Source organism: Rhizobium sp. P44RR-XXIV, from assembly GCF_001999485.2.
GTDB lineage: Bacteria > Pseudomonadota > Alphaproteobacteria > Rhizobiales > Rhizobiaceae > Rhizobium.
Genome location: NZ_MPVZ02000018.1, coordinates 1 through 20,895, shown reverse-complemented (window position 1 = coordinate 20,895; position 20,895 = coordinate 1). Strand labels below are relative to the sequence as shown.

Annotated in this window: 14 protein-coding genes and 6 pseudogenes; 10 read left to right on the top strand and 10 right to left on the bottom strand. The window is 60.4% G+C overall.

Annotated elements, in window-relative coordinates; all coding sequences use genetic code 11:
* Positions 1–9 precede the first annotated feature (9 nt).
* Positions 10–3,543 (bottom strand): Ti-type conjugative transfer relaxase TraA, encoded by a 3,534-nt coding sequence (traA, locus tag BSK43_RS00265; RefSeq protein WP_077472842.1) that lies wholly within the window; start codon positions 3,541–3,543, stop codon positions 10–12.
* Positions 3,544–3,880: 337 nt separating this feature from the next.
* On the opposite strand from traA, the gene BSK43_RS00260 reads away from it, so the two are divergent.
* From BSK43_RS00260 to BSK43_RS00245, 4 genes and pseudogenes are all read left to right on the top strand, one after another.
* Positions 3,881–4,264 carry a hypothetical protein gene (locus tag BSK43_RS00260; RefSeq protein WP_236760106.1) on the top strand — a complete coding sequence of 128 codons (384 nt, stop codon included), beginning with the start codon at positions 3,881–3,883 and terminating at the stop codon, positions 4,262–4,264.
* Between the two features lie 4 nt (positions 4,265–4,268).
* Positions 4,269–4,568 carry a mobilization protein gene (locus BSK43_RS00255; protein ID WP_077472840.1) on the top strand — a complete coding sequence of 100 codons (300 nt, stop codon included), beginning with the start codon at positions 4,269–4,271 and terminating at the stop codon, positions 4,566–4,568.
* Positions 4,565–6,210, top strand: a pseudogene (locus tag BSK43_RS00250) (type IV secretory system conjugative DNA transfer family protein). The gene BSK43_RS00255 and the pseudogene BSK43_RS00250 overlap by 4 nt, the downstream one beginning before the upstream one ends.
* Complete coding sequence (locus tag BSK43_RS00245) at positions 6,207–6,593, top strand: hypothetical protein (protein WP_077472839.1); 387 nt, start codon at positions 6,207–6,209, stop codon at positions 6,591–6,593. Before BSK43_RS00250 ends, BSK43_RS00245 begins: the two are co-directional and overlap by 4 nt.
* Positions 6,594–6,658: 65 nt before the next feature.
* Here BSK43_RS00245 and BSK43_RS34955 read toward each other — a convergent pair whose 3' ends face one another.
* From BSK43_RS34955 to BSK43_RS00220, 6 genes are all read right to left on the bottom strand, one after another.
* Positions 6,659–6,808, bottom strand: a complete 150-nt coding sequence (locus BSK43_RS34955) for a hypothetical protein (RefSeq protein ID WP_169055349.1) — start codon at positions 6,806–6,808, stop codon at positions 6,659–6,661.
* Positions 6,809–6,964: 156 nt separating this feature from the next.
* Positions 6,965–7,282, bottom strand: coding sequence for a DNA-binding transcriptional regulator (locus tag BSK43_RS00240; protein ID WP_077472838.1), 318 nt, complete (start codon positions 7,280–7,282; stop codon positions 6,965–6,967).
* On the bottom strand, positions 7,275–7,649 hold the full coding sequence (locus tag BSK43_RS00235; protein ID WP_077472837.1) for a type II toxin-antitoxin system RelE/ParE family toxin: 375 nt from the start codon (positions 7,647–7,649) through the stop codon (positions 7,275–7,277). Before BSK43_RS00235 ends, BSK43_RS00240 begins: the two co-directional genes overlap by 8 nt.
* Positions 7,650–7,701: 52 nt before the next feature.
* Positions 7,702–8,028 (bottom strand): stability/partitioning determinant, encoded by a 327-nt coding sequence (locus tag BSK43_RS00230; protein WP_077472836.1) that lies wholly within the window; start codon positions 8,026–8,028, stop codon positions 7,702–7,704.
* Positions 8,025–8,696 carry a ParA family protein gene (locus BSK43_RS00225; RefSeq protein ID WP_077472835.1) on the bottom strand — a complete coding sequence of 224 codons (672 nt, stop codon included), beginning with the start codon at positions 8,694–8,696 and terminating at the stop codon, positions 8,025–8,027. The genes BSK43_RS00230 and BSK43_RS00225 overlap by 4 nt, the downstream gene beginning before the upstream one ends.
* A gap of 281 nt (positions 8,697–8,977) precedes the next feature.
* Positions 8,978–9,478: a hypothetical protein gene (locus BSK43_RS00220; protein WP_348641734.1), complete on the bottom strand. Its 501-nt coding sequence runs from the start codon at positions 9,476–9,478 to the stop codon at positions 8,978–8,980.
* Between the two features lie 848 nt (positions 9,479–10,326).
* Between BSK43_RS00220 and BSK43_RS34950 the strand changes: the two genes are divergently transcribed.
* The 3 genes and pseudogenes from BSK43_RS34950 to BSK43_RS00210 form a co-directional block, all read left to right on the top strand.
* A complete protein-coding gene (locus BSK43_RS34950) occupies positions 10,327–10,488 on the top strand; it encodes a hypothetical protein (protein ID WP_169055348.1) in 162 nt (53 codons plus the stop codon).
* 78 nt (positions 10,489–10,566) lie between these two features.
* Positions 10,567–10,914 (top strand): hypothetical protein, encoded by a 348-nt coding sequence (locus tag BSK43_RS00215; RefSeq protein ID WP_136686618.1) that lies wholly within the window; start codon positions 10,567–10,569, stop codon positions 10,912–10,914.
* A 528-nt stretch (positions 10,915–11,442) separates the two neighbouring features.
* Positions 11,443–11,718: pseudogene (locus BSK43_RS00210) on the top strand (recombinase family protein); the annotation flags it as partial.
* Positions 11,719–11,772: 54 nt separating this feature from the next.
* Here BSK43_RS00210 and BSK43_RS00205 read toward each other — a convergent pair.
* A pseudogene (locus BSK43_RS00205) lies at positions 11,773–12,353 on the bottom strand (recombinase family protein).
* Between the two features lie 163 nt (positions 12,354–12,516).
* Between BSK43_RS00205 and BSK43_RS00200 the strand changes: the two are divergent.
* The 3 genes and pseudogenes from BSK43_RS00200 to BSK43_RS00190 all read left to right on the top strand — a co-directional run bounded on the left by BSK43_RS00200 (position 12,517) and on the right by BSK43_RS00190 (position 16,568).
* A pseudogene (locus BSK43_RS00200) lies at positions 12,517–15,487 on the top strand (Tn3 family transposase).
* A 117-nt stretch (positions 15,488–15,604) separates the two neighbouring features.
* Positions 15,605–16,102: an SAM-dependent methyltransferase gene (locus BSK43_RS00195; protein ID WP_011655360.1), complete on the top strand. Its 498-nt coding sequence runs from the start codon at positions 15,605–15,607 to the stop codon at positions 16,100–16,102.
* Positions 16,103–16,187: 85 nt separating this feature from the next.
* Entirely contained in the window at positions 16,188–16,568 is a 381-nt protein-coding gene (locus tag BSK43_RS00190; protein ID WP_011655359.1) for a hypothetical protein, read from the top strand.
* A gap of 153 nt (positions 16,569–16,721) precedes the next feature.
* Here BSK43_RS00190 and BSK43_RS00185 read toward each other — a convergent pair.
* Both BSK43_RS00185 and BSK43_RS00175 read right to left on the bottom strand, forming a co-directional pair.
* Positions 16,722–18,566: pseudogene (locus tag BSK43_RS00185) on the bottom strand (Tn3-like element IS1071 family transposase); the annotation flags it as partial.
* A gap of 290 nt (positions 18,567–18,856) precedes the next feature.
* Positions 18,857–20,895 (bottom strand): annotated as a pseudogene (locus tag BSK43_RS00175) (DUF5710 domain-containing protein); the annotation flags it as partial.

Genomic DNA, 20,895 nt, shown 5'->3' with positions numbered 1-20,895 from the left:
CTCGTCCTTCTATCGTTCAAGCCCCATGCTCTGGCTCCGACCCTGGGTGAGGTGCTGCTCCATTTGCTGGGTGAGGGTCTGTCCCTGGCCGATATGGCTGATGCCCATTTCTGACGCACGGCCACTCAATGTCTTTGCAAGCTTCGGATCGTCATCCAACCCTTTACTCATGCCATGCATTTCGGTCTCGACCTTACCCCGCGCCTCATCATTGTTCCAACCTCGCAGATCCTTGTGTTCGGCACGAAGCTCGTTCCAGCGCTCTATGAAGCGATCGGCCCGCACATTCGGATCAGACTGCAGGACGCGTTCCCGGTCCATGCCGGCGACGAGTTGGCCGACACGCTCACGGCCGGAAAGCTGGGTCATGGCCTCTGCCGTCTGAGGATCGTACTGCATGGCCGAGCGGACCAGCGCATGCGATCCCGGCCGTACCTGGTCCATATCGGCCGCCGCTGTACGATAAGCCTGCTTCTGGGCATCGAGGACAGGCAAATCCTGGCTATGCTGACGATCGACGGAACTATAGGCCTGCGCATAGCGATCGACGGCCTGCTCAAAGCCCGACATGGGCCGAACCCGCTCCGCCAGCCTGTCTCGCTCGCCTCGATCCTCCTGGCGCCGCTCGCCGCCCCGCGCCGGCCGCTCGGTCTGTGTAGCGCCACGGCCGGATTTCAGCTTCAGGCCGTCGAACATGCCGCGCCGAGGGGCACGCTCCATGCGCTCAGGATCGGCCTGCGAGGGGGTACGCTCCTCGTAAGCAGAACGCTCGCTGTCTGACCGATCCTGAACAGCCCCCGCTGTCGAGCCAGCAAGGGAGGGCGCCTCGTGCCCCCTGATTGCGGCATCACCAAGATCGATCTCGCTGCGGACGCCGATCGCCTCGGCAATACCGCGCCGCTCGGCAAAGTCCCTGGCATAATCCAGCGTCGTTTCCTTGGCTCCGGAACGCGACAACCGGCTTTCAAGCTGATCATAAGCAAGCTCGCCGGCATCCTGCACTCGCCATCCGTTGCGATGGGTCTCGGTTCCATCCGGCAAGGTGACGGGAACCGACCCCTCATGACGAAGGCCGATCGTCGCGCCGATCTCCGGCGACGCCTCGGCCATCGCCCGCCCCAGATCGACGCCCCATGTCGTCGAGCGCTCGCCGTTGGCATTCTCCAGCGTCACGAAATAGCTGTCGCGATTGCCGGCCTTGTGCTCGTAGGGCGCAACCCCGTGCGCCACCAATTGGCCCGCCTTCCTATCCGCTAACTCATCTTGGGCGGCATAGAGCTGCGCCCCATCACGATGGCGGGTCATGGCGACATAGGTCAGATGCCGATCCATCGTGCCCGACGCCAGCACAAAGGCCCGATCAACGGTCGCGCCCTGGTTCTTATGGATCGTGGTGGCATAGCCATGATCAATGGCCTGGTAACTGTTCACCGGTACAGTGACGAGATCGGGTTTATCCGCCGTTCTCCCGTCGAGCTGCACTTGTATTGCGTCGCGCTCGACGGAGAGCACTTTTCCCAGCATGCCGTTCTTGACGCCAAGATCCCGATCGTTTTCCAGAAACACGATCCGGTCGCCTTCGGCAAAATCGCGCTTTCCGTCATTGGTCTGATAGGTCAGCGCCCGAGGCCTTTCCTCGCCCCTGCCATCTCCGATCGAAAGCTCCTCACCGCCAGCACCACCAGGCGCGACTTGGGCCAGTTCACCGCGATCCTGAAGTCCCGAACGGATCGCGTCATTGATGGCGCGAACATCGACACGGCGATGCGCCATGGCGACACGACTACCCTCCGGACGATCCTCGCGATCGGCTAGATAATCGCGCACGATCTCTGCCCGCGCTACGTCACCGTCGGCAGCAAAATGAATGTCGCCATGATCCCGATAGGCAGCCAGGCCATCGGCGGTCTTGTGGGTGGCAAACGACACCGAAGCCTCACGCTGCCAGCCCTCATGCTGCCGGCGGATTTCGGAAAGTTCGGCATGGCCGATCCGCTCGGCAATGGCCCTGAACGGTGCGCCGGCACCAATCGCTTGCAGCTGCTCATGATCCCCGACCAGAACGATTTTCGCACCACGCTTCTCGGCTTCACCAATGAAGCCGGCGAGCTGCCGACTGCCTACCATGCCGGCCTCATCGATGACAAAAACATCGCCGCGGCCGAGCGTCCCACGGTCGCGTTCCCAACCCCGTGACCAGGACGCCAGCGTCCGGCTCTCGATCCCGGAACTCTCCTCCAGACCCTCGGCCGCCTTGCCGGAAAGCGCGGCACCATGAACCCGATACCCCTGCGCTTCCCACGCCTCACGCGCCGCCGCAAGCATGGTGGATTTGCCAGCCCCGGCAAACCCGACGACGGCCGATATGCGCTCCGGACCCGTCACATGCTCGATCGCCTGGCGCTGCTCATCCGACAGTCGCGCGCCCCCATCACCGGACACTTTCTGAATGGCCGCATCCTGGCGCCCGATCGCAGCAACGACATGCCGGCGATCGACACCGTGACTGCGATCATCCGCCATCCGCTCGGCCGATCGCGCAATGCCGGATTCAAGATTGACCATCTCGCGGGTCGAGTATTTCGCAAGCTCGATCTCGCCCGTTTGCGGATCGACCCGCTCCGGCTGAAGCTCCGCCAATGCCGGCGACGCCATCACCGAAGCAAACGCATTCTGGAACGTCTGGGCATCGTCATTGATATAGCGATGAAGGGTACGAGCAACGTCGCGCCGATCGAACACGCTCTTCTCCTGGGAGATGATCGTCAGAACCTGCTCCGGCTTCTCGCGGATCAGCTCGGCATTCTTCTGAGCCGCCTCGGCATCCAGCCGTGCTCGCTCGACACCCATTCCCTGCCGCTGCATCTGAGTGGCGTGAACCCCGACATGCTCGGTCGGCGAAAGTTCTAGCCCACGCTCCTGATGCGAGCGATGATCGATCCGGATATCCAGCCCCTCGCGCTGAAGCTGGCTGTTTGCGATGCTTTCCCACGACTGCCGGATGTCGCGAAGCTGCATGTCCGTCGTCGCCATCCCGTTCGATAACAGGCGGGCATTCTTGTGCTCAAGATAGGTCTTTTCCCCAAGACCGCCCTCGCCCACCTGCCGCGTCGTCATCAAAACGTGGGCATGATAATTCCGAACGTCGCCTTTCTCGTGCGGCGCATGGATCGCAAAATCCACCGCAGCGCCATACCGATTGGCCAGATCCTGGGCAAAGGTCCGCGTCGCCTCGATCCGCCCTTCGGCCGATAGCTCATGCGGAAGCCCAACCTCGAACTCACGGGCGACGCGGGCGTCCTTCCGCTTCTCGGCAAACTCGGCCGCATTCCACAAAGCCGAGCGATCCAGCGCCCATACCGCCGAACTGCCTTCGGGGAGCACAATCTCCGTGTGCTGCACGCCCTCTTTGCGAGTGAAGTCATGCACCAGCCCGTCGCGCTCATTCGTTAGCTTTACGGCGGAGCGATAAGCGGCTGACGCAACAGCGCTACGGCCGGATGACCGCGATATCGGCTTTGCGCTGAGATGATAGATCGCCAAACAGCATCCTCCGAATACCAAGGAGGATAACAAGCACTGACTTGCGCAGCAAGTCGTAAGTGCGCCCTTATGATCCTGTTCGCTACGCTCTCGAAATCATCGGTATCACGCTGCGGCTAACCTCAGCGCATCACACGAAACGCATAAAATGGCTGATCGATTGGCAGTTTTCTGGCCATAGAGGGTATCTTTACCGTGATCATCGAGCCTGTTTCCCCTATAGTGATCAGCAATCGGAACGAAAGGCGGCGGTAAATTGACTGAACGCACGTATGCGAAATCCGCGATCACTAAGCTCAAGCAAGCTTCTTCGCGTCGGCCACCCTGGCAACTGGCGATGATCGGAAACACGGATGAGCCTGTTACCCTTTCGGCGGAAACCATCGGCGCTCTGACACGGATCTTCGATCTCGTGCCGGCGCTGGGTGCCGTAACGATCAAGACGGAACATGGCGATCTTTCGGTGAGCCGTGATTTTCCGAGTGGATCTATGGAGACGGTCGATGCCCTGATCGCCTCTGTGTTCGAGAACGAAGCCGACCTTACTGGCATCGTTTTCCCGGCGACAAGCACGCGGCCCGAACATATGGCCACGGCTGGTAATCCGCACTTTCTGCAAAGCGGAAGAGAGATCGCGGCGATTACCGCATCTCATGAGGCCGGGGAGATTAGCAGCGAAGAAGCGCTTCGCAGGATCAAGGACGTTTATTCAAAGGAGTAGAAATTTGGCGCGCAAAACAATTGAACAGCGGCTGGCGGAACTGGATGCTCAGCGGTCGGCCCTGAAAGCCAGATTGGGAAAACAGGAACGGGCCAACGATACGCGGCGCAAGGTTCTGCTCGGTGCCCTGGTCCTGCATCGTCTCGAAAATGCAAACGATCCGGAATTTACAAAGCGCCTCGCAGACTGGCTGCGCCGTGAGCTGCCCGGCTTCCTCACCCGCGATGGTGACAAGGCACTGTTTGCCGATCTACTTAGCGCAGAGAAACCGATGACGGAGGGCACGCCGGAGCAGTCGGCATGAGGGTGGTCAGCGCATTTTCCACCATGTTCCGCACCGCCGCCAGAAACCCCGGATGGGCTGTCGGCGCGTTTCTCTTCCACGCACTTTCGAAAGGCGGCCTGCGCTTCGCCGTCCTCTATATCGCGATCATCCTGGTTACCGGCATCTGGGGCGGCTCGTCTATGGCGGACGCGGGTTTTGCTCAAGGGACATGGGGATGGGCCGCGTTCAATATCGGCTTCCTCGTCTTCATGGTGATCCTGTTTCTGCTGATGGTGACGCCGAGCGTGCTTCTCCATTTCGGCAATGTCCAAGCCGACACCCACGGCTCGGCGCGCTTCGCCACCGACAAGGAAGTTGCTCCCCTCACCCGCTCCGGAACCGGCCTTCTGATCGGCCGCGACCCGAAATCAAAATCCCTCATGCGCTATGACGGGCCGGCCCATCTTTTGACGATGGCGCCGACGCGAACAGGCAAAGGTGTGGGAACGATCATCCCGAATTTGCTGACCGCTGATCGCTCGGTGATCTGCATCGACCCCAAGGGCGAAAATGCGAAAATCGCCGGCCGTGCCCGCCAGAATTTTGGCCCGGTCCATGTCCTCGATCCCTTCGGCATCACCGGCAAACCGTCGGCCGCGTTCAATCCCATCGACACGCTCGACGTGGACGGCCTCGATGTCGCTGAGGACGCCAGCACATTGGCTGATGCCCTCGTCTTCGACGAGCCTGGTATGTCGGGTGAGGCCCACTGGAATGAGGAAGCCAAGGCGCTGATTTCGGGACTGCTGCTGACCATCGCAGCCGTCGAGCCGGCCGGCCGCCGGCACCTCGGCACGCTGCGCGAATATCTCACCCTTGCCCCCGAGAACTTTGCCACCCTGCTGAAACAGATGCAGGCGACCGATGCGGCGGCCGGTCTGATCGCCCGCGCTGCAAATCGTCACCTCGGCAAGTCCGATCGCGAGGCGGCCGGCGTGCTGTCGGCGGCGCAGCGTCACACGCATTTTCTCGATAGTCCGCGTATGACGGCGGTGCTCGGCCGATCGGATTTCCGCTTTTCCGATCTCAAGCGCCGCAACATCTCCGTCTTCCTCGTCCTGCCGCCCATCGGCTCTCGACATATTCACGCTGGCTGCGCCTGCTCGTCACGCAAAGCCTGCTCGACATGGCACGCGATCCGGCCAAACAGGCAACCCCTGTCCTCTATCTGCTGGATGAGTTTGCCGCCCTCGGCCACCTGGCGCCGGTCGAACGCGCGATGGGACTAATGGCCGGCTATGGCGTCCAGCTCTGGCCGATCCTGCAGGATGTCCACCAGCTGCGGGCGACCTATGGGCAGAAGGCCGGAACTTTCCTCTCCAATGCCGGCGTCCTTCAGGTCTTCGGGGTCAACGATCACGACAGTGCCCGCCTGGTCTCCGATCTGCTCGGACAGGAAACCGTCGTCTTCCAGACGATGGCCCGCGCTATCGATTCCGACGAGACCGGCATATCCTACAGTCAACAGCATGTCGGCCGGCCGCTGCTGACGCCCGACGAAGTACGCAACATGCCACAAAATCTCGAACTGCTGTTTCTCGCGGGCCAACGGCCGATCGCCGCCGGCAAGCTCGCCTATTATGCCGACCCCGAGTTTAGAGGAGCGTTCGAGCCAGCATGACCGACGATCACGATAACAAATTTCAATGGCCCGATCCTGCTGACAAGGCCTATGCTATCGAGCAAGCCAAGCGGCTCCGCGACCAGGCGGCAAAAGGTGGGCTACGGTTCGAAGCCTATTTGCCGCCGTCGCTCGCGGCATGGCTGCTCGATAGGATCGAACAGGGCCACTTTATCGATCCATCCGAAGCGGCGTTCGTCCTCCTGGGCGAAGCCCATGAGCTTGAACCACACATCGATCTGCGTGACGAGTTGATGAGGCGCGGGATACAGGCGGCGATCGATGATCCTCGACCTGGTATTTCAGGAGAAGAGATGAAAGAGCGGCGGCGCAATAAGGTCTTCCACGAGCCAGCTCAATGGAAAAAACGGTCCCGGAGCTGACGCACCGGGGCATGTCTCTGGCCGCTCCTCCGGCTCTCTTCGGCGCAATGTGTGAGCGCGTTCGCCTACGGAGCGGGGCGGCTACCGCCGCCCTCCCCAAGATGCGGCACCGTAATTTTCCCATAGGTTGCCTCATCCATGATACCGAGGCGGCGCTGTGCGTCTGCCATTTCGGCAATCTGGCGGGCAAGACGGCTAGACTTCATCGTCGGCATTCTGGATCTCCCTCAACAACTTGCCCGACCAGCTAGTTTATGCGGCAACCCTGCCCCAATATAGCAATATCCTGCGTCGGTAGCTCTCGGCCGGCACGCTCTCTCCAAAAGGGCCGTAGGGCCGGCCGAGAGCGGGTCAATATGCTCGACAGCGCGTCACGCGATGGCCTGCAGACCCTTGTTACGCACAACGGTCAACAAGCGCAGCGCCGGACCACTCGGCCGCTTCACACCACGTTCCCAATCGGAAACCAGCCCTTTGCTAACATTGAGGTAACGAGCAAACACTGGCTGGGAGATGCTTTCGCGCTCGCGGATTGAGCGGATTTCGTCCGGAGTCAGGGAGGCCACGGTTGTCAGGCAGCCTTCATCAAATTCGCGCATCGTCTTTTTGTCGATCGCTCCGGATTCGTAGAAACCTTCCATCATCTCGTGGACGGCTGCCAATGCCTCACTTTTGTAGGTCTTACTCATCGCACTTCACCTCTGACATACGCCCCGCAGCGATTTCCGCGTCTATCTGCTCATCTGAAAATCCTAGAATCAGCTTCGCGGCCTTTTTCAGATAAGCCTCATCCGCATCATCAAGATTGGCCATGTCGCTCTTGGCAAAGCCAAATGCAAAAACAGCCCTCTGCTGCGTCCGGAAGAAAACCAACGTCCGGAATCCACCAGACTTTCCCGCACCAGGCCGAGCAAGCCTCTGTTTGATGAGACCAGAACCCAGATCGGCATCAATCTGACCGCGTTCGGCGCGCGCAATAGCCTCACAAAGCATGGCGTCGGAGATTTTCTCCTTTCGGGCAAATTTCTGGAACCAACCGTTTTTGAAAACTCTCACGCCGGTTCCTTATCCACAAATATATAACGCTGAGCGTTACCCTTCAAGAGATTCATTCCGCCCCTCTCTTGAGAGCTTCAATTGCTCGCTCAATCGTTTCTGCCAGCGTGATCTCATGATGATCCGCATAGTTGTAGATCGCTTCGATAGTCTCTGCGCGAAGGCGCGTCGCGAATTGCTCTGTACGTCCCGTTTTCCGGCGCGTTCTACGCATCGCCCGAATGGTGGGAGCAGCTTCGGAACTGGCAGCCTTCGGTGTTTCTCTAAATCCTGCGGCTCTAGTCGCGGCCTTAACTGCATTATTATCGACTGGCGGCGCTGGCGTGTTGTCCAGACCTCCAAAATCGAGGGTCGCACGCTTCTTATCTTCGGTGCTCATGCTCCCTCTCCTCTCAAAGCGTTGATAACAGCCTGGGCAAATTCGCGGCTATTTTCCTTGGCACTCTGCAATCCCGACACGTCGGACGCTTCCAGATCACGAAGTATTCCGCCGAGGGAGAAAAGTGCCCGGTAAGCGGCGCGGTCGATCAGAGTTGCAGGTAGGACCGGTATTGCCGCGTCGGAAAATTGTCGATCGATGTCGCGAGCGGTTCGCTCGCGAATAGCTGGCGGAACACGTGTAAAGAACACCCTGTAAGGAATATCGCGGTTGGCGACCTTCCTCATCTGGTGAACCAGCTTTACGGATTTAGCGGCCTCCGATGCATCAAGCACAGAGCTTTGGAGCGGGATTAAAACGAGATCCGAGCGGGCAATCGCAAAACCAATTCGGTCAGTTGCCGTGCCTTCCAGGTCGACGATAACAAAATCAGCATTTGCCCGGGCCTCCTCGATCGTATCGATTATGGTCTCAGCGGAATCATCAATCATAAGCCGCACGGTGTCCGGCGTGCCTTTCAGGCGGGCCCAGGCTTCGAGCGGACGGTTCGGATCGGCGTCGATCAAGACCACTTTGCGGCCAGCCGCTGCGAACTCGCCAGCAAGCACAACAGCAGATGTCGTTTTGCCGACTCCGCCTTTGCTCGACACGAATGAAAGGACTGGCATGGCGTATCTCCAAATCTGCTAATTAGCTGAAAGCTAGCAGATTTGTGTTTATAAACAATTTACATGCAGCTTACTATCAGCCAACAAAAAGCTATCAGCTTGTAAGCTGCTAAATTATTTTCACGGCCAGTTTTCCCTCTTCACCTTTTCAAAAGCCATAGGACATTCGACGCAGGTGCGAAGCTGCGTTGTCCCATGCTACAAGTGCCAAGCCGGCCCGCAATAAGCGCGGGCCGGAACCGTCGCAGGACCTCGCAAGAGGTCCGAACAGCGACGTCCGCTTATTCTTTTCTATTATTTATAGAACCAGTTAGGGATTCAGTCTGTCTGGCGGACTCACGTAGATTGATTGCCTTTCCAAGGCGAGCAAGCGCCTGGCCCAAGGGGTTATCGCCAACATCGAACAGAGTTCGGGCTTCAATATCAAGCGATATCCGATGCGCCTCGATGTCAGCGACGCGTTCTGCTTCGGCCTGAACATGATCGTCTGGAAGCGGAGGGGCCACCCCCCAACGTCCGAGGAGCTGCCGCGCACGATCGGGCAGGGACATGCGATAGGCGTTGCTGGTTTGCTGCACCTGGGGGCCACGCCCCTCGTTGCCTGTCGTCTGATAGCGCCGCAGCCAATCGAGGAAGCCATGGGCACGCAGGTTCTTCAACGCCCGCACGATCGCGTCACGCGAGCGCCTGAGCTTCAGCATGAGCGTGTCGATCGACGGTTCCAGCCGACCGGTACGGAAATCAACGAGATTGGCGAACAGCTCCAGCAGCTCGATCGCCACGCCTCCTAAGGGTCCATTGCGAGCACCTGGTTGACGGCCTGCCAGTTCATAACGTCGTGCCGCCAGCACAATCGTACGCACGTCCTGTCGGTTCGTCCGTCGCCAGAATACGCCCTCGCATCGTCCGCGCGCACAGCTTTGCCGCCGAACGGGCGTGCGTTCCCGCTCGGCTGGTGCCCTTTCGAGCACAGCCCCAATCTGTTCAAACATGGTCCTTTCCGCCTCCTTTTTTCAGGCGGGCACGACTGTGGACAGCAGACAAAGATTCATCGTTCCGACAAGAGACACCTCTTGCAGGTTCTTGAACACTCGACTATCTTGAGACCTAGATTGTGTGGCCTCAAAAGCCGATGTCGTAACTGACCGAAAACCCCTAGCCGTTACCAGCGGCGAGGGGTTTTTTCGTTATGCCCTCATTTCATTTTCAACGAACGCCTTTAAAGCTAATTCAAACACTTGAGCGCGCGACGCTAGCCCGCGTTCTGACTTGATCCGATCAAGACAGTCCACCAGATCGGTCGGAAGATCGGTACTTACGTACACTCGCCCTGCCTCGCGCAAACGCTGGCGGTGGGCGGCCACTTTTTCTCTGACTGGTTTCGCTGTGCTCATCGTTACAGGAAACTGTGATTCGCACTGATTCTGCAAGGTGCAAATTTGTAGCTGTACCTTTCATAGCGCATCCACGCAGAACGCGAGGACTGTGATTTGCTGATTATAAACTGTTTATAATCAGCTAGCTTTTTATGAGCAATAAATAGTAGTTGTTGCCGGCACGGTTCTGGGCCTTGGCGGACTGATCGCGCTCTGCATTATACGGAGGCGGAGCTGACACGGATATTGCGAGGATGACCACCATGAACCTGCCGGCCGGCCGGAGAACCCATACTGATCCGACGCAAGTGCGCACCTTCGATGACGCTGACGGATACTGGCGCGAGGTGGAGGCTCGGCGCCATTATAGCATCCCTCATAGCGACGGCTCCTTCTTCTCGGACGGGTCCGGCTAGTCGAACGGTCCGGAAGCGGACGCGCATTATGAAATAATCGAGCGTGCCCGCGAGGCGACGCTGCGTCTCGAACAAATCATGTTGACCCTCGATGCAGCCCGCAACACCGCGACGAACTCGGATTACATCCCGTTCGCCGCTGATATCGAAGCTGATATCCGCCTGACGCAGCGAGCCATGCGGGAGATCGATGATGAGGGTGTCTCCGGACAAACGCTCAAAGGATGGCTGGATGCTTTCAGCCATCTCGCCGCTAAATATATCAACCGGGCCGTGCCTTGTGCGGCATCTTCTTGGAGAATGCGGCGGTTGAAGGAGGCAAGGAATTCGGCAAGACGGTTGTCAAGGTGGGCGGGATCGCCGCCTCGCTGTATTTCGCTGGGATCGATTTTCATGGCATCGCCGTTGCGATCGGTGCGTTCCTAACGCTCAAGCAGAGCGCCCATTGAAGCCGCGCGCTAGCACCAGCTCAACCGCTGGAGGCCTATTAAGTCCATGAGGCTACGTTCGTGAACCATTTCAGAGAGCTTTAAAAACTCTTCAAAGAAAAATATCTAATTGATATTAAACCAAAATATCCGCTAATCCTCTCAAAGTGCTCACCAACTGTCTCTAGAGATAAAAGATGTCTCTCTCTATTTTTTTCGCACAAACCGAAAAATCAAATTGAGATTCAGGTGAGCGAAATGCAGGAAATTATGAATGTGACGAAAACTCTTTCTGGAGCCCCGCTGGAGATATTGCTGGCTTTGATCGTACTGGCCGCCTTGGGGCTCTGTGGTCATTTCTACATTAATACACGCTAAGGGCATTTTGCAGGTGACGGGAAACACATGATTTCCGCTCACCGTGATCGCGGGGCAAACTGGCCACGCAATAGGGCCATTTTTTGCGCGACAAACCCTGTCGGAATGTTAGGCTGTGCGGCAACACCTGATTTGAGGTTTGTCGCACATGTTGATCGGTTACATGCGGGTATCGAGTAGTGACGAGCGCCAGTCGGTTGCCTTGCAGCGCGATGCCCTGCTCGCGGCCGGGGTCGATGAGCGCCATCTCCATCAGGATCGCGCTTCCGGAGCGCGTGATGACCGGCCGGGTCTGAAGGCATGCCTCGGCGAATTGCGCGAAGGCGATGTCCTGGTCGTCTGGAAGATAGATCGGTTAGGCCGGTCACTCTCCCACTTGATCCGCATCGTCGAGGATTTGAAGGAACGTGGTGTCGCCTTCCGGCGTCACGACACGAAAGTGATGAATCTGTCCGACATTTGAGAACGCATGAAGAACTCACGCCGGTTTGACGGTGTGTGCGACTGATTTTTCAGCTTTGAGGGCTTCGTAGAGCGCGGTCTTGCCGATTTTCACGCGCGCGGCGGCTTCGCGAACATTGAGGCCGGCAGCCAGATGCTGGCGGGCCTTAGCGAGCTTCTCCGGCGTGACGACAGCTTGCCGGCCTCCGCGCCGACCCCTTTCCTCTGCTGCCTGTAGTCCGGCGCGGGTTCTTTCCCGGATGAGATCGCGTTCAAACTGGGCCAGCGCCCCAAACAGATGGAAGACCAGGCGACCGCCGGGTGTCGTGGTGTCGATGTTCTCGGTGATAGATCGAAAACCTACGCCCCTGGATTCCAGCTCGGTGACGATCTCGATCAGGTGATTCATGATCGGCCTAGGCGATCGAGCTTCCAGACCGTAAGCGTGTCGCCGTCTCGAGCATAGCGCACGGCTTCGGCGAGCCCCGGCCGATCGGTTTTCACACCCGATGCCTTGTCTTCGAACAGCTTCTCGCAGCCCGCCTTGCGCAGCGCATCGAGTTGAAGCGCCGTATCCTGGTCGCCGGTGGATACCCTTGCGTAGCCGATCGAGGTCATGACGTGTGATTTGTCCGCTTTCCCATTGAATTCGGACGATGTCCGGTTTGCCGTCGAATGGCAAGATTTACGGACGAAATCTGTGGAAGCCGCGAAACGACCGTTTGCCGGACAGGTATTTTCCATTTCGGTGGAGCGTCCGCGATGAAAGGGAGGGTGATGAATGGCTCGAAGAGCATTGCTGAGCGAAACATGGTGGAGCCAGGCAACAGCGCTCCCGGAGGACGAAAGAGAGATCGCCAAACATTACACGCTGGACCAGTCGGATCTCGATCTGATCATGCGGCAGAACCGTGCGGCGAACCGCCTGGGTCTGGCCTGCGTTCTGGCGATGTTGCGATTTCCAGGCCGACCGCTCGCGGATGGTGTGATCCTGCCTTCCGGTGTCTTGCGGTTCCTGGCGCGGCAGATCGGCGCCGATCATCGCGAGATCGATCGATATTTCGAACGTCCGCAGACGCGGCCGCGAGCACCTCGCCCTGCTGTTCGAGAAAATGAAGACGCGCCCATTTGCGCCTTCGGACGTGAGGGCACTGACCGGCTGGCTGACGCCCGCGGCGCAATCCCTGCGCCGCGCCGATGTTTTGGCGGATATAGTTGTGGAAGAATTGCGACGTCGGCGAATTCTCCTGCCGGCGCGCGGAGCGCTCGAAGCCATCATCCACGTTGCAATCCGGCGCGGCATCCGCATCGCACACCGGGCCCTGGCTGGGGGGCTTTCGGACGGCCACAAGCGTGACCTCGACAACAAACTTCTCGACCCACGTGCGGGGACGAATGTGACCATCCTTGCGTGGGCGAGAACACCGGCATTGTCGCCTACTGCCATCAATCTCGACAGGATAGCCGAACGCGTCCAGTTTCTTCGGTCACTGAATCTGCCAATGGAACTGATGGAGCGCATCCCGGCCAAGATTTTTGACGAACTCGCCGCAGAAGGGATGCGGATGAGCGCTCAGCATTTGCGTGACCTCAACCCCGACCGCCGGCACGCCGTGCTGGCTGCAACGGTCCTGCATCTTTCCCGCCGTCTGACCGATTGCGCAATCGACGTGTTCAAGAAGCTAATCGGCGCCATGACGCGGAGAGCCGACAATCAGGCGACCGCCCGCATCACCCATTTGGTCCGGGAGGTTCAGAAGCCGCTGAAGGACGTTTCGAAAGTTTGCCATGCGATCATAGAGGCCAGGCAGAAGGGCGAGGATATCGGCAGGTCGCTCGAAACGGTCATTCAATGGCCGACCTTCGCGACCAGTGTCCAGGCGGTCGACACGCTGATTGCCCCCGACAGCATCGACGGGAAAATCGAAATGCTCCAGCGCTATCCGACAATCCGGAAAATGGCGCCGGAATTCCTGTCGACGTTCGTGTTTCGTGGCCACGCCGTGGCGGCGAATCTCCTGCGCGCGCTATCCATGGTCGCCGATCTGTACCGCAAAGGGAAAAAAGCGATACCCGACAGAGCAGCCATATCCTTTGCACCGAAAGGCTGGATGCCGCTCATCCTGCAGGATGGCAAGATCGATCGCAGGGCCTATGAACTCTGCCTGTTCAGCGAATTGAAACGCCGCCTCGATGCCGGCGATGTCTGGGTGGAGGGCGCGAAGCGCTTCCAGTCCTTCGAGAGCTTCCTCATTCCCGCGCCGACATTCGAGTTGATGCGCGAGGAAGGTCCGCTTCCGGTTGCAGTCGATACCGATGTAGAAACCTATCTGAAGCAACAGCGCCAGACCTTGAATGACGGGCTGAGCGAGCTTTCCCGTCTGGCAGAAGCCGGTGAGCTCGACGATGTCGAATTGACCGGTGCGGGTTTCAGCATCACGCCGCACAAGGCCATGTTCCCGGACATCGCGAAGTCGCTGAAACCGAAGGTGGAAAACCGGCTGCCTGCCGTCCGCATCACCGACCTGTTGCTTGAGGTGGACGCCCGCACGGGATTCTCGAATGCGTTCACCCATCTGCGCACCGGGCGCACGGCCGACAACAAGCTTGCCCTGCTTACCGCCGTTCTGGCGGACGGCATCAATCTCGGACTCACCAGAATGGCGGATGTTTCCCGTGGGCTGACGATGCGCCAGCTCGCCTGGGCGCACGACTGGCATATCCGGGAGGAGGGTTACACCGGCGCGCATGCCATTCTTGTCAATGCCCAGAGGCAATTGCCTCTCGCGAATTTGTGGGGCGACGGAACCACCTCATCCTCGGACGGGCAGTATTTTCCGGCGGGAGGGCACGCCGAGGCGATCGGCGACCTCAACGCCCGCTATGGCCCCAATCCCGGCGCCAAGTTCTATCGCTTCACCTCCGACCAGTATGGGGCGTTCCACATCATCGCGATGAACGCCAATGCGAGCGAGGCCATCTACGTCCTCGACGGTCTGCTCTATCACGGCAGCGATCTCGCTATCGAAACCCACTATGTCGACACCGGCGGAGTCAGCGACATGAGTTTCGCTCTTTGCCATCTTGTCGGTTTCCAGCTCGTGCCCCGGTTGCGCGGCCTTAAGGATCGCCGGCTCTATCTCTTCCCAGGCGACGCGCCTCCCCAAAACCTCGCCCCGCTCTTCGGCGAACCCATCAACGTCGAGCGGATCAGGGCAAACTGGAATGACATCCTGCGTCTCGTCACAACGATCCGTTCCGGTCAGGTTCGGCCTTCGACCTTGTTGGCGAAACTGTCCGCATTCCCGCGCCAAAACGGACTGGCGCTCGCGTTGCGCGACATTGGACGCATCAATCGATCCATCTTCCTGCCGCAATGGTGGCAGAACCCTGAAATGCGCAGGAACGCCACCGCAGGCCTCAACAAGAGCGAGGCCCAGAACATTCTGGCCAGGGCTCTGTTCTTCAATCGTCTCGGAGAACTGCGGGACAGAACCTTCGAGAGCCAGTTCTACAGGGCGTCCGGGCTGAACCTGCTCATCAACGCGGTCGTTTACTGGAACACGCTCTATCTCGAACCGACTTTCGCCGAACTCAATCGCGAAGGCATTGCAACGCCGAGCGACGTGATCAAGCACATCACGCCGCTCGGATGGCAGCATATTAGCCTCACCGGCGACTACATCTGGACCCCAACCGACAGTCTCGACCTCAGGCCGCTTCGGCGAGAGACGTCGATGCTGGCCGCGTGATCACTATATGTTCTCAAATGTCGGACAGATTCACCACTTTCGTGTCGTGACGCCCTTGACAGCATCGCCATTTCTGACGATGCTGGCCAAGTCCCGATTTACTCCAGGAAGAAGGCCATGAGATACCCCGGCGGCAAGGGCGGTGCCGGCGTCTACCAGACGATCATCAACAACATCCCGCCTCACGACACGTACATCGAAACGCACCTGGGCGGCGGCAACATCCTGGAGCGCAAGCGGCCCGCTGCCCGCAGCGTCGGCATCGACGTTGATCCCGAGGTGATCGAGGTCTGGCAGCAGCTCGACGTGCCCGGCCTGGAGCTGCACCACGGCGACGCCGTGGCCTGGCTGGAGTCCCACCAGTTCACCGGCTCCGAGTTCGTCTACGCCGATCCGCCCTACGTGATGGACAGCCGGCGCGGCGGCAAGCTATACCGCCACGAATACGACGACAAGGGTGCGGTCAGCGTCAAAGTGCGCGGTGAAGCGCCGATCGTCTATCTGACGGGTCAAACGTTCTATCAGCCCAAGAGCGCACCCGACACGCAGGTCGTCAACGCTTCCAAGACGGACGCTGCCAAGGTGATCAGCTTCCGCCTGAGCAACAGCAAGTGATCCCGGTGCTGCCGGCGTGACGAGCGTCGGCAGCGTCCGTCCCCGCGGCCTATTCATCAGGCCAACACCAACCTAGGAGTGCATCATGTCCAAGCCCCTCAGCATCGGCGCTTTCGCCGCCGTGCAATACCTGCCGCATATCGAAACCTTCCTGGCCACCGGCGACGGTGACTTCGACGGCCCGATCTGGGCCAAGGCCACCAGTGAAATCAAGTTCGTCGACGGCCGCGCGAGCTTCACGATGGTTCATGAATTCATGAGCCGCGACGGCAGCCGCATCTCGACGGTCGACACCGCCACAGGCATCCAGGTGCCGGGCATCGACGAGGTCTCGCTCACCGTCATGCACAAGGTGGTCGATTCCACCGGCAAGTTCGAAGGCCTGCGCGGCACCTTCCCGAGCTTCGGACTGCACAACTTTGCCACCGGCAAGGGCGTGCAGCGCTTCGGCGGCGAACTGAGCTGAAGTCAGCGCTAAGCAGCAGGTGCACCCGCTGATCGTGGGTGCGCCGGACGACCTCTCAAGGCGGCGCCGCCGGCACAGACCGACGGCGCCGCTTCTTCAAGGAGCACAGACGTGACACCCGAAGTTGAGGCAGCACTGCCGCGCCGCCTTCTGCTGCGGAATCATGCGCGCGCATTCGACCGCAGTCAGACTGGTGCCGTGGGCCATGATGCCGGCATAGACCATCAGCAGCTCGTCGGTAGAGCGCGGCTCACGTCCGAGCATGATCCAGCTAAAGCGCACCTGGGCGTCAACGGCCAGAATCACTTCCGGCAATTGAACCTCACCGATGCGGTGATCCAAAGCCGCGCGCAGCTTGGTCACTTCTGGGTCTTCGTCCTCTGCGGGCAATGGCGACAAATGGAGTTCATCATCCACGCGCAGTACGCCACTGCGGGCTGCAGCGGCCACCGCATCGACACCGGCAGTTACTCTGGCCAGCAAAGGCTTCAAGAAAGTGGCAGCCTTGCTGGGTAACGATAGACGGGCATAGTGTTTCTTGGACTCTGCCTGCCAACGCTCGTCCGTGAAGAACAAGCGCGCACGACCCCGAAAGCTCAGGCTGTGCTCAATCCAGACCGAGCCATTGCGCACCGCGCGGCGCAGGGCAAACAGGGTGGCCACCTCCAACGCCTGAAACGCCCGTTCCCGGTCTGGGCTGGAGATCGAAACCTGCCAGATCATTCCCAGACTTGGTGCCACCACTTCAACTGGCAGCTTTCTGGATCCTTTGAGATATAAAGCTTGCAGCTTGGCAAGGTACTCGATGGCAGGATGCTCGCCGGTGGCCTGCCAGGGCAGCTTTGCAATGGCGACGAGCAACGACCGCACGGGGCGAATTCCATCAATCAATCCCTCGCGGACCAGGGAGGCCCTGCTCGGTGGTTTGCGTTTCTGGGTTTCGGTGATCAAGGCTTCAAGACGGGCACGCAACTCAGCATCTGGCACCGCACCTTGCGCGCTCAAGGCAACAAGTTCGCCGAGCAGCGTTTTGTACATTGCGGCCCAATTGACGGTAGCGGGGACATCGGCGGCAGCCTGACGCCACAGATCGGCGATCCGGCGCTGCACCATAAGGATCAACTGGTCTGTGGTGGTGAACAGGCAATACCGAAGAAAGCATGCGACCTCCACGGTGCGCGCTGGCTCTTTGATCTTGGCTCCGGCTGAGGGCGGCCTGGAGACAAGTCGGCGCGCGTAGCGGCGCAAGATGAGATCGGGGATGTCTGCCAGGTGCTTATGAACGTCCAGCGTGTAAAGCAGGTCGATGCGCTCCAGTACCTCGCTGATTTGGCGGGTTGAGTGTTTCGCCGGTGCAGCCCATAGCCAACTCTGCTGGGTTTGTCCATCTGGGCGCAGCTCTGAAACTGAGGCTCGCCAGCGATCAAGTGTTGCTGGATCAACGCTGGCGGCGATGGCGGTGCCTGTTTCAACTTCAAGCTGGGCAAGTGCCGCCGCAATCAGTGTCCGAATTGCCCGCTCGTGCACGATCACCAGCTTGTTCTTGTACAGCCATTGACGCGCCCGCACGAGTAGCTGATCGCGGTCGGCGCAGCGCGCCACTTCGTCGCGCAGTTCACGTACCAGTGAGCGGCGCTGGTGCTCGCTCATCCACTGGAATCCAAGGACCGTGCAGGCTACTTGTTGGTGATCGAATAGCGTGCGCCCGCGTTCATACATGGCTCTCAGCGAGGCGACTTCTGGTGCTGCAATGCCAAGCTCGTTGCCAAGGTGGCGCCACAAGGCTACTGGAATTACCCGAAAGGCACCGAGCAAACGCCCACTCATGCGCAGGAAACCAATATGGAGCGCCAGACCAAGCTTGTGGGAATCACCTCGGCGTGCATTGATTGCGTCGCGCTCGGCACCATCGAAGGTGAAAAATGCCTTCATCTCGAAGTCGCTGATATCGCGGGGGAGCCCACGCATCCCCAAAAACGTTGTGTGCCAACCCTGCATCGTGAACCTCAAAAGTGGGAGGCCACCATACCCGTTTACAAAGCGAACAGGAAAGTCAATGAAATCAACGGTCTACCCAGACCACCCCCGCGCCAGTGCTAGCTTTGCGTACCGTCACTTATTGCACTGAAAACGAGGAGACCCCGAGCGAGGCGAAAAAAAACCGCCTCGGGGTGTCCGAGGCGGCAAGTCTGCATGCGGTTCAGGGAGGAAGAAACCGCGCCGGCGATCAGGGAGGAAAACCGCGCGGCCTGATGTGCAGCTCGGCCACTTTAGCCGGATTTTTCGACTTATCCGATGCGAGCGGCCCGCCGTGGGCGCTGCTCGATCTGCTGTTGCTTTTTCTCGACGTGCTTCTGCTCCTGGTGCTGCTGCTCGTCGCGCTGCACCTGGCTGATGGCCGCGCCGATCTGCCGCTTCACGCCCTCGATGCCCAGCTCGCTCTTGTGCGCCAAGTCGTTGAAGTCGGTGTGCTGCTTCATCGTGGACAGCGCCGCGATCTGCGCGCCGCTCAACATCGACGCCTTGAGCTTGGCCGCCTCGTCGCCGGCCAGCTCGACCTTGCCGGCGGCGGCGTCGGCAATGGCGTGCTCGGCGCGCAGGTGGGTCTTGAAGCTGTCGGGCGTGATGGCGGGCAAGTCGCGCGGGTAGGTGTTCTCGGCCGGCGCGAAGATCGGGAAGATCGCCTTGCCGCCCACGGCCTGGGCGGCCGCCTCGGCCTTCTCCGGCCGGGGTTGTTGCCGTGGGTCATGACCAGGTGCCGGTCGTCGTCGCCGGCGATGATGACCGGCTTGTCCGGGAACTTGGCGTGCAGCGCCTTCGCCACGGCCTCAAGGTTGCCGCTGTCGAAGGCGGCGACCGTGGCGTGGCCCACGGCCTCGGCCACCTGGGCCGCCGTGGCGTAGCCCTCCGAGATCACCAGCGCCGGCGCGGCCGCCAGGGCGTCCATGCCGCCGACCGGGTGGAAGCATCCTTCCTTCTTCGAGTCCTTGGCGAACCGCTTAGTGCCGTCCTCCTGGATGTATTGCATCGTCCATTGCTTGCCCTCTGCGTCGAAGGCCGGGATGTAGGTCTTCTGGCCTTCGCGGTCGGTCATCACGCCGGCCTGCGCCTGGATGCCTTTGGCTTGCAGGTAGGGCGTCGGCTGCTCGATGGGCACGAGGTCGGCCATCTGCCGACCGACGCGCTGCGCGGTGGCCTCCTGGGCCTTGTCCTGCTCGACGGCTCGCTGTGCCAGCTTCTCGGCCGCCTCGGCCTGGAGCTTGGCCTTCTCCTGGTCGCTCAAGGCGTAGCCCTTGCTCTTCCAGGTAATGTCCGTGCCGGTCTTGTTGTTGATGATCCGCCCGGCCGGTGCCCGTCCAGGTGGCCCACGTAGAAGCCATCGAGCGCGCCCTTCTTGCCGCCCTCGACCGGCACGCGGTGCCGCTTGCCATCCATGATCGGGTGATCGCCCTGGGCGTTGCTGCCGGTGAACAGGCCGGCGCTGCGCATGGCCTCGGCGAACTCTTCCCTTGGCGTCATCGCTGGCCCTTGCTGGGCCTGCACGTTCTCGGGCTTCCAGCGTTCGAGCTTCGCCGCGTTCGCGCGCGGGCCGACATACCAGGACTTCGCGGCCTTGTCCCAAAGCGCGCCGGCGCTTGGCCGCGTTGCGCTGCTCGTAGGGCACGGCCAGGTACTGGCGGGCCTGCTGGGCCTGCTGCGCGGGCTTCTGCGCCTCGCCCTGGGCTTCGGGTGCCGGCTGGGCCGAACGCGGCTCTACGGCCGCTGTAGCGGCTCCCTGCGCCCATTTGGCGAAGGGAGCGGCATCGGTGCCCGGCGGCACGTACCAGGACTGTTGCTGCCGATCCCAACGCGCCCCGAGGCTCTTGGCCTCGTCCTTCTCCTTGTACGGCACGTTGATGTACTGCCGTTCGGGCTTCTCGGCCTGCGGCTGCGCCTGCTGCCGCTCGCGTTCCTGGCGCTCCAGCTCGCCGCGCGGCGCTGCGCGTCGCTGTCGTTGAGCATGGCCGACGCTCGGCGGTCTTGCGTGCCTCTTTAGCGGCTGAAATGTCCTCTTCGGTCGCGTTGGGGTCGCGCCGTACACGCTCTTCCTGCACGCGGGCCAGCTTGGCGGCGCGCTCGTGCTGGTTGTCGTGCCCAGCGCATCGACCAGGTGCAGGCGCTCGGCCAGAGCCTCGGCCTGGCCCTCGGTGCGGGTGCCGGCGACGAAGGCAAAGGCGTCCTCGCCGAACTGCGCATCGGCCTTGCGCGCGTAGACCTGGAACGCCTGCCGGCTCGATGCCGGCCTGGGCGGCATCGACCGGTCTGGCCGTCCTGCTCGGCCACGCCG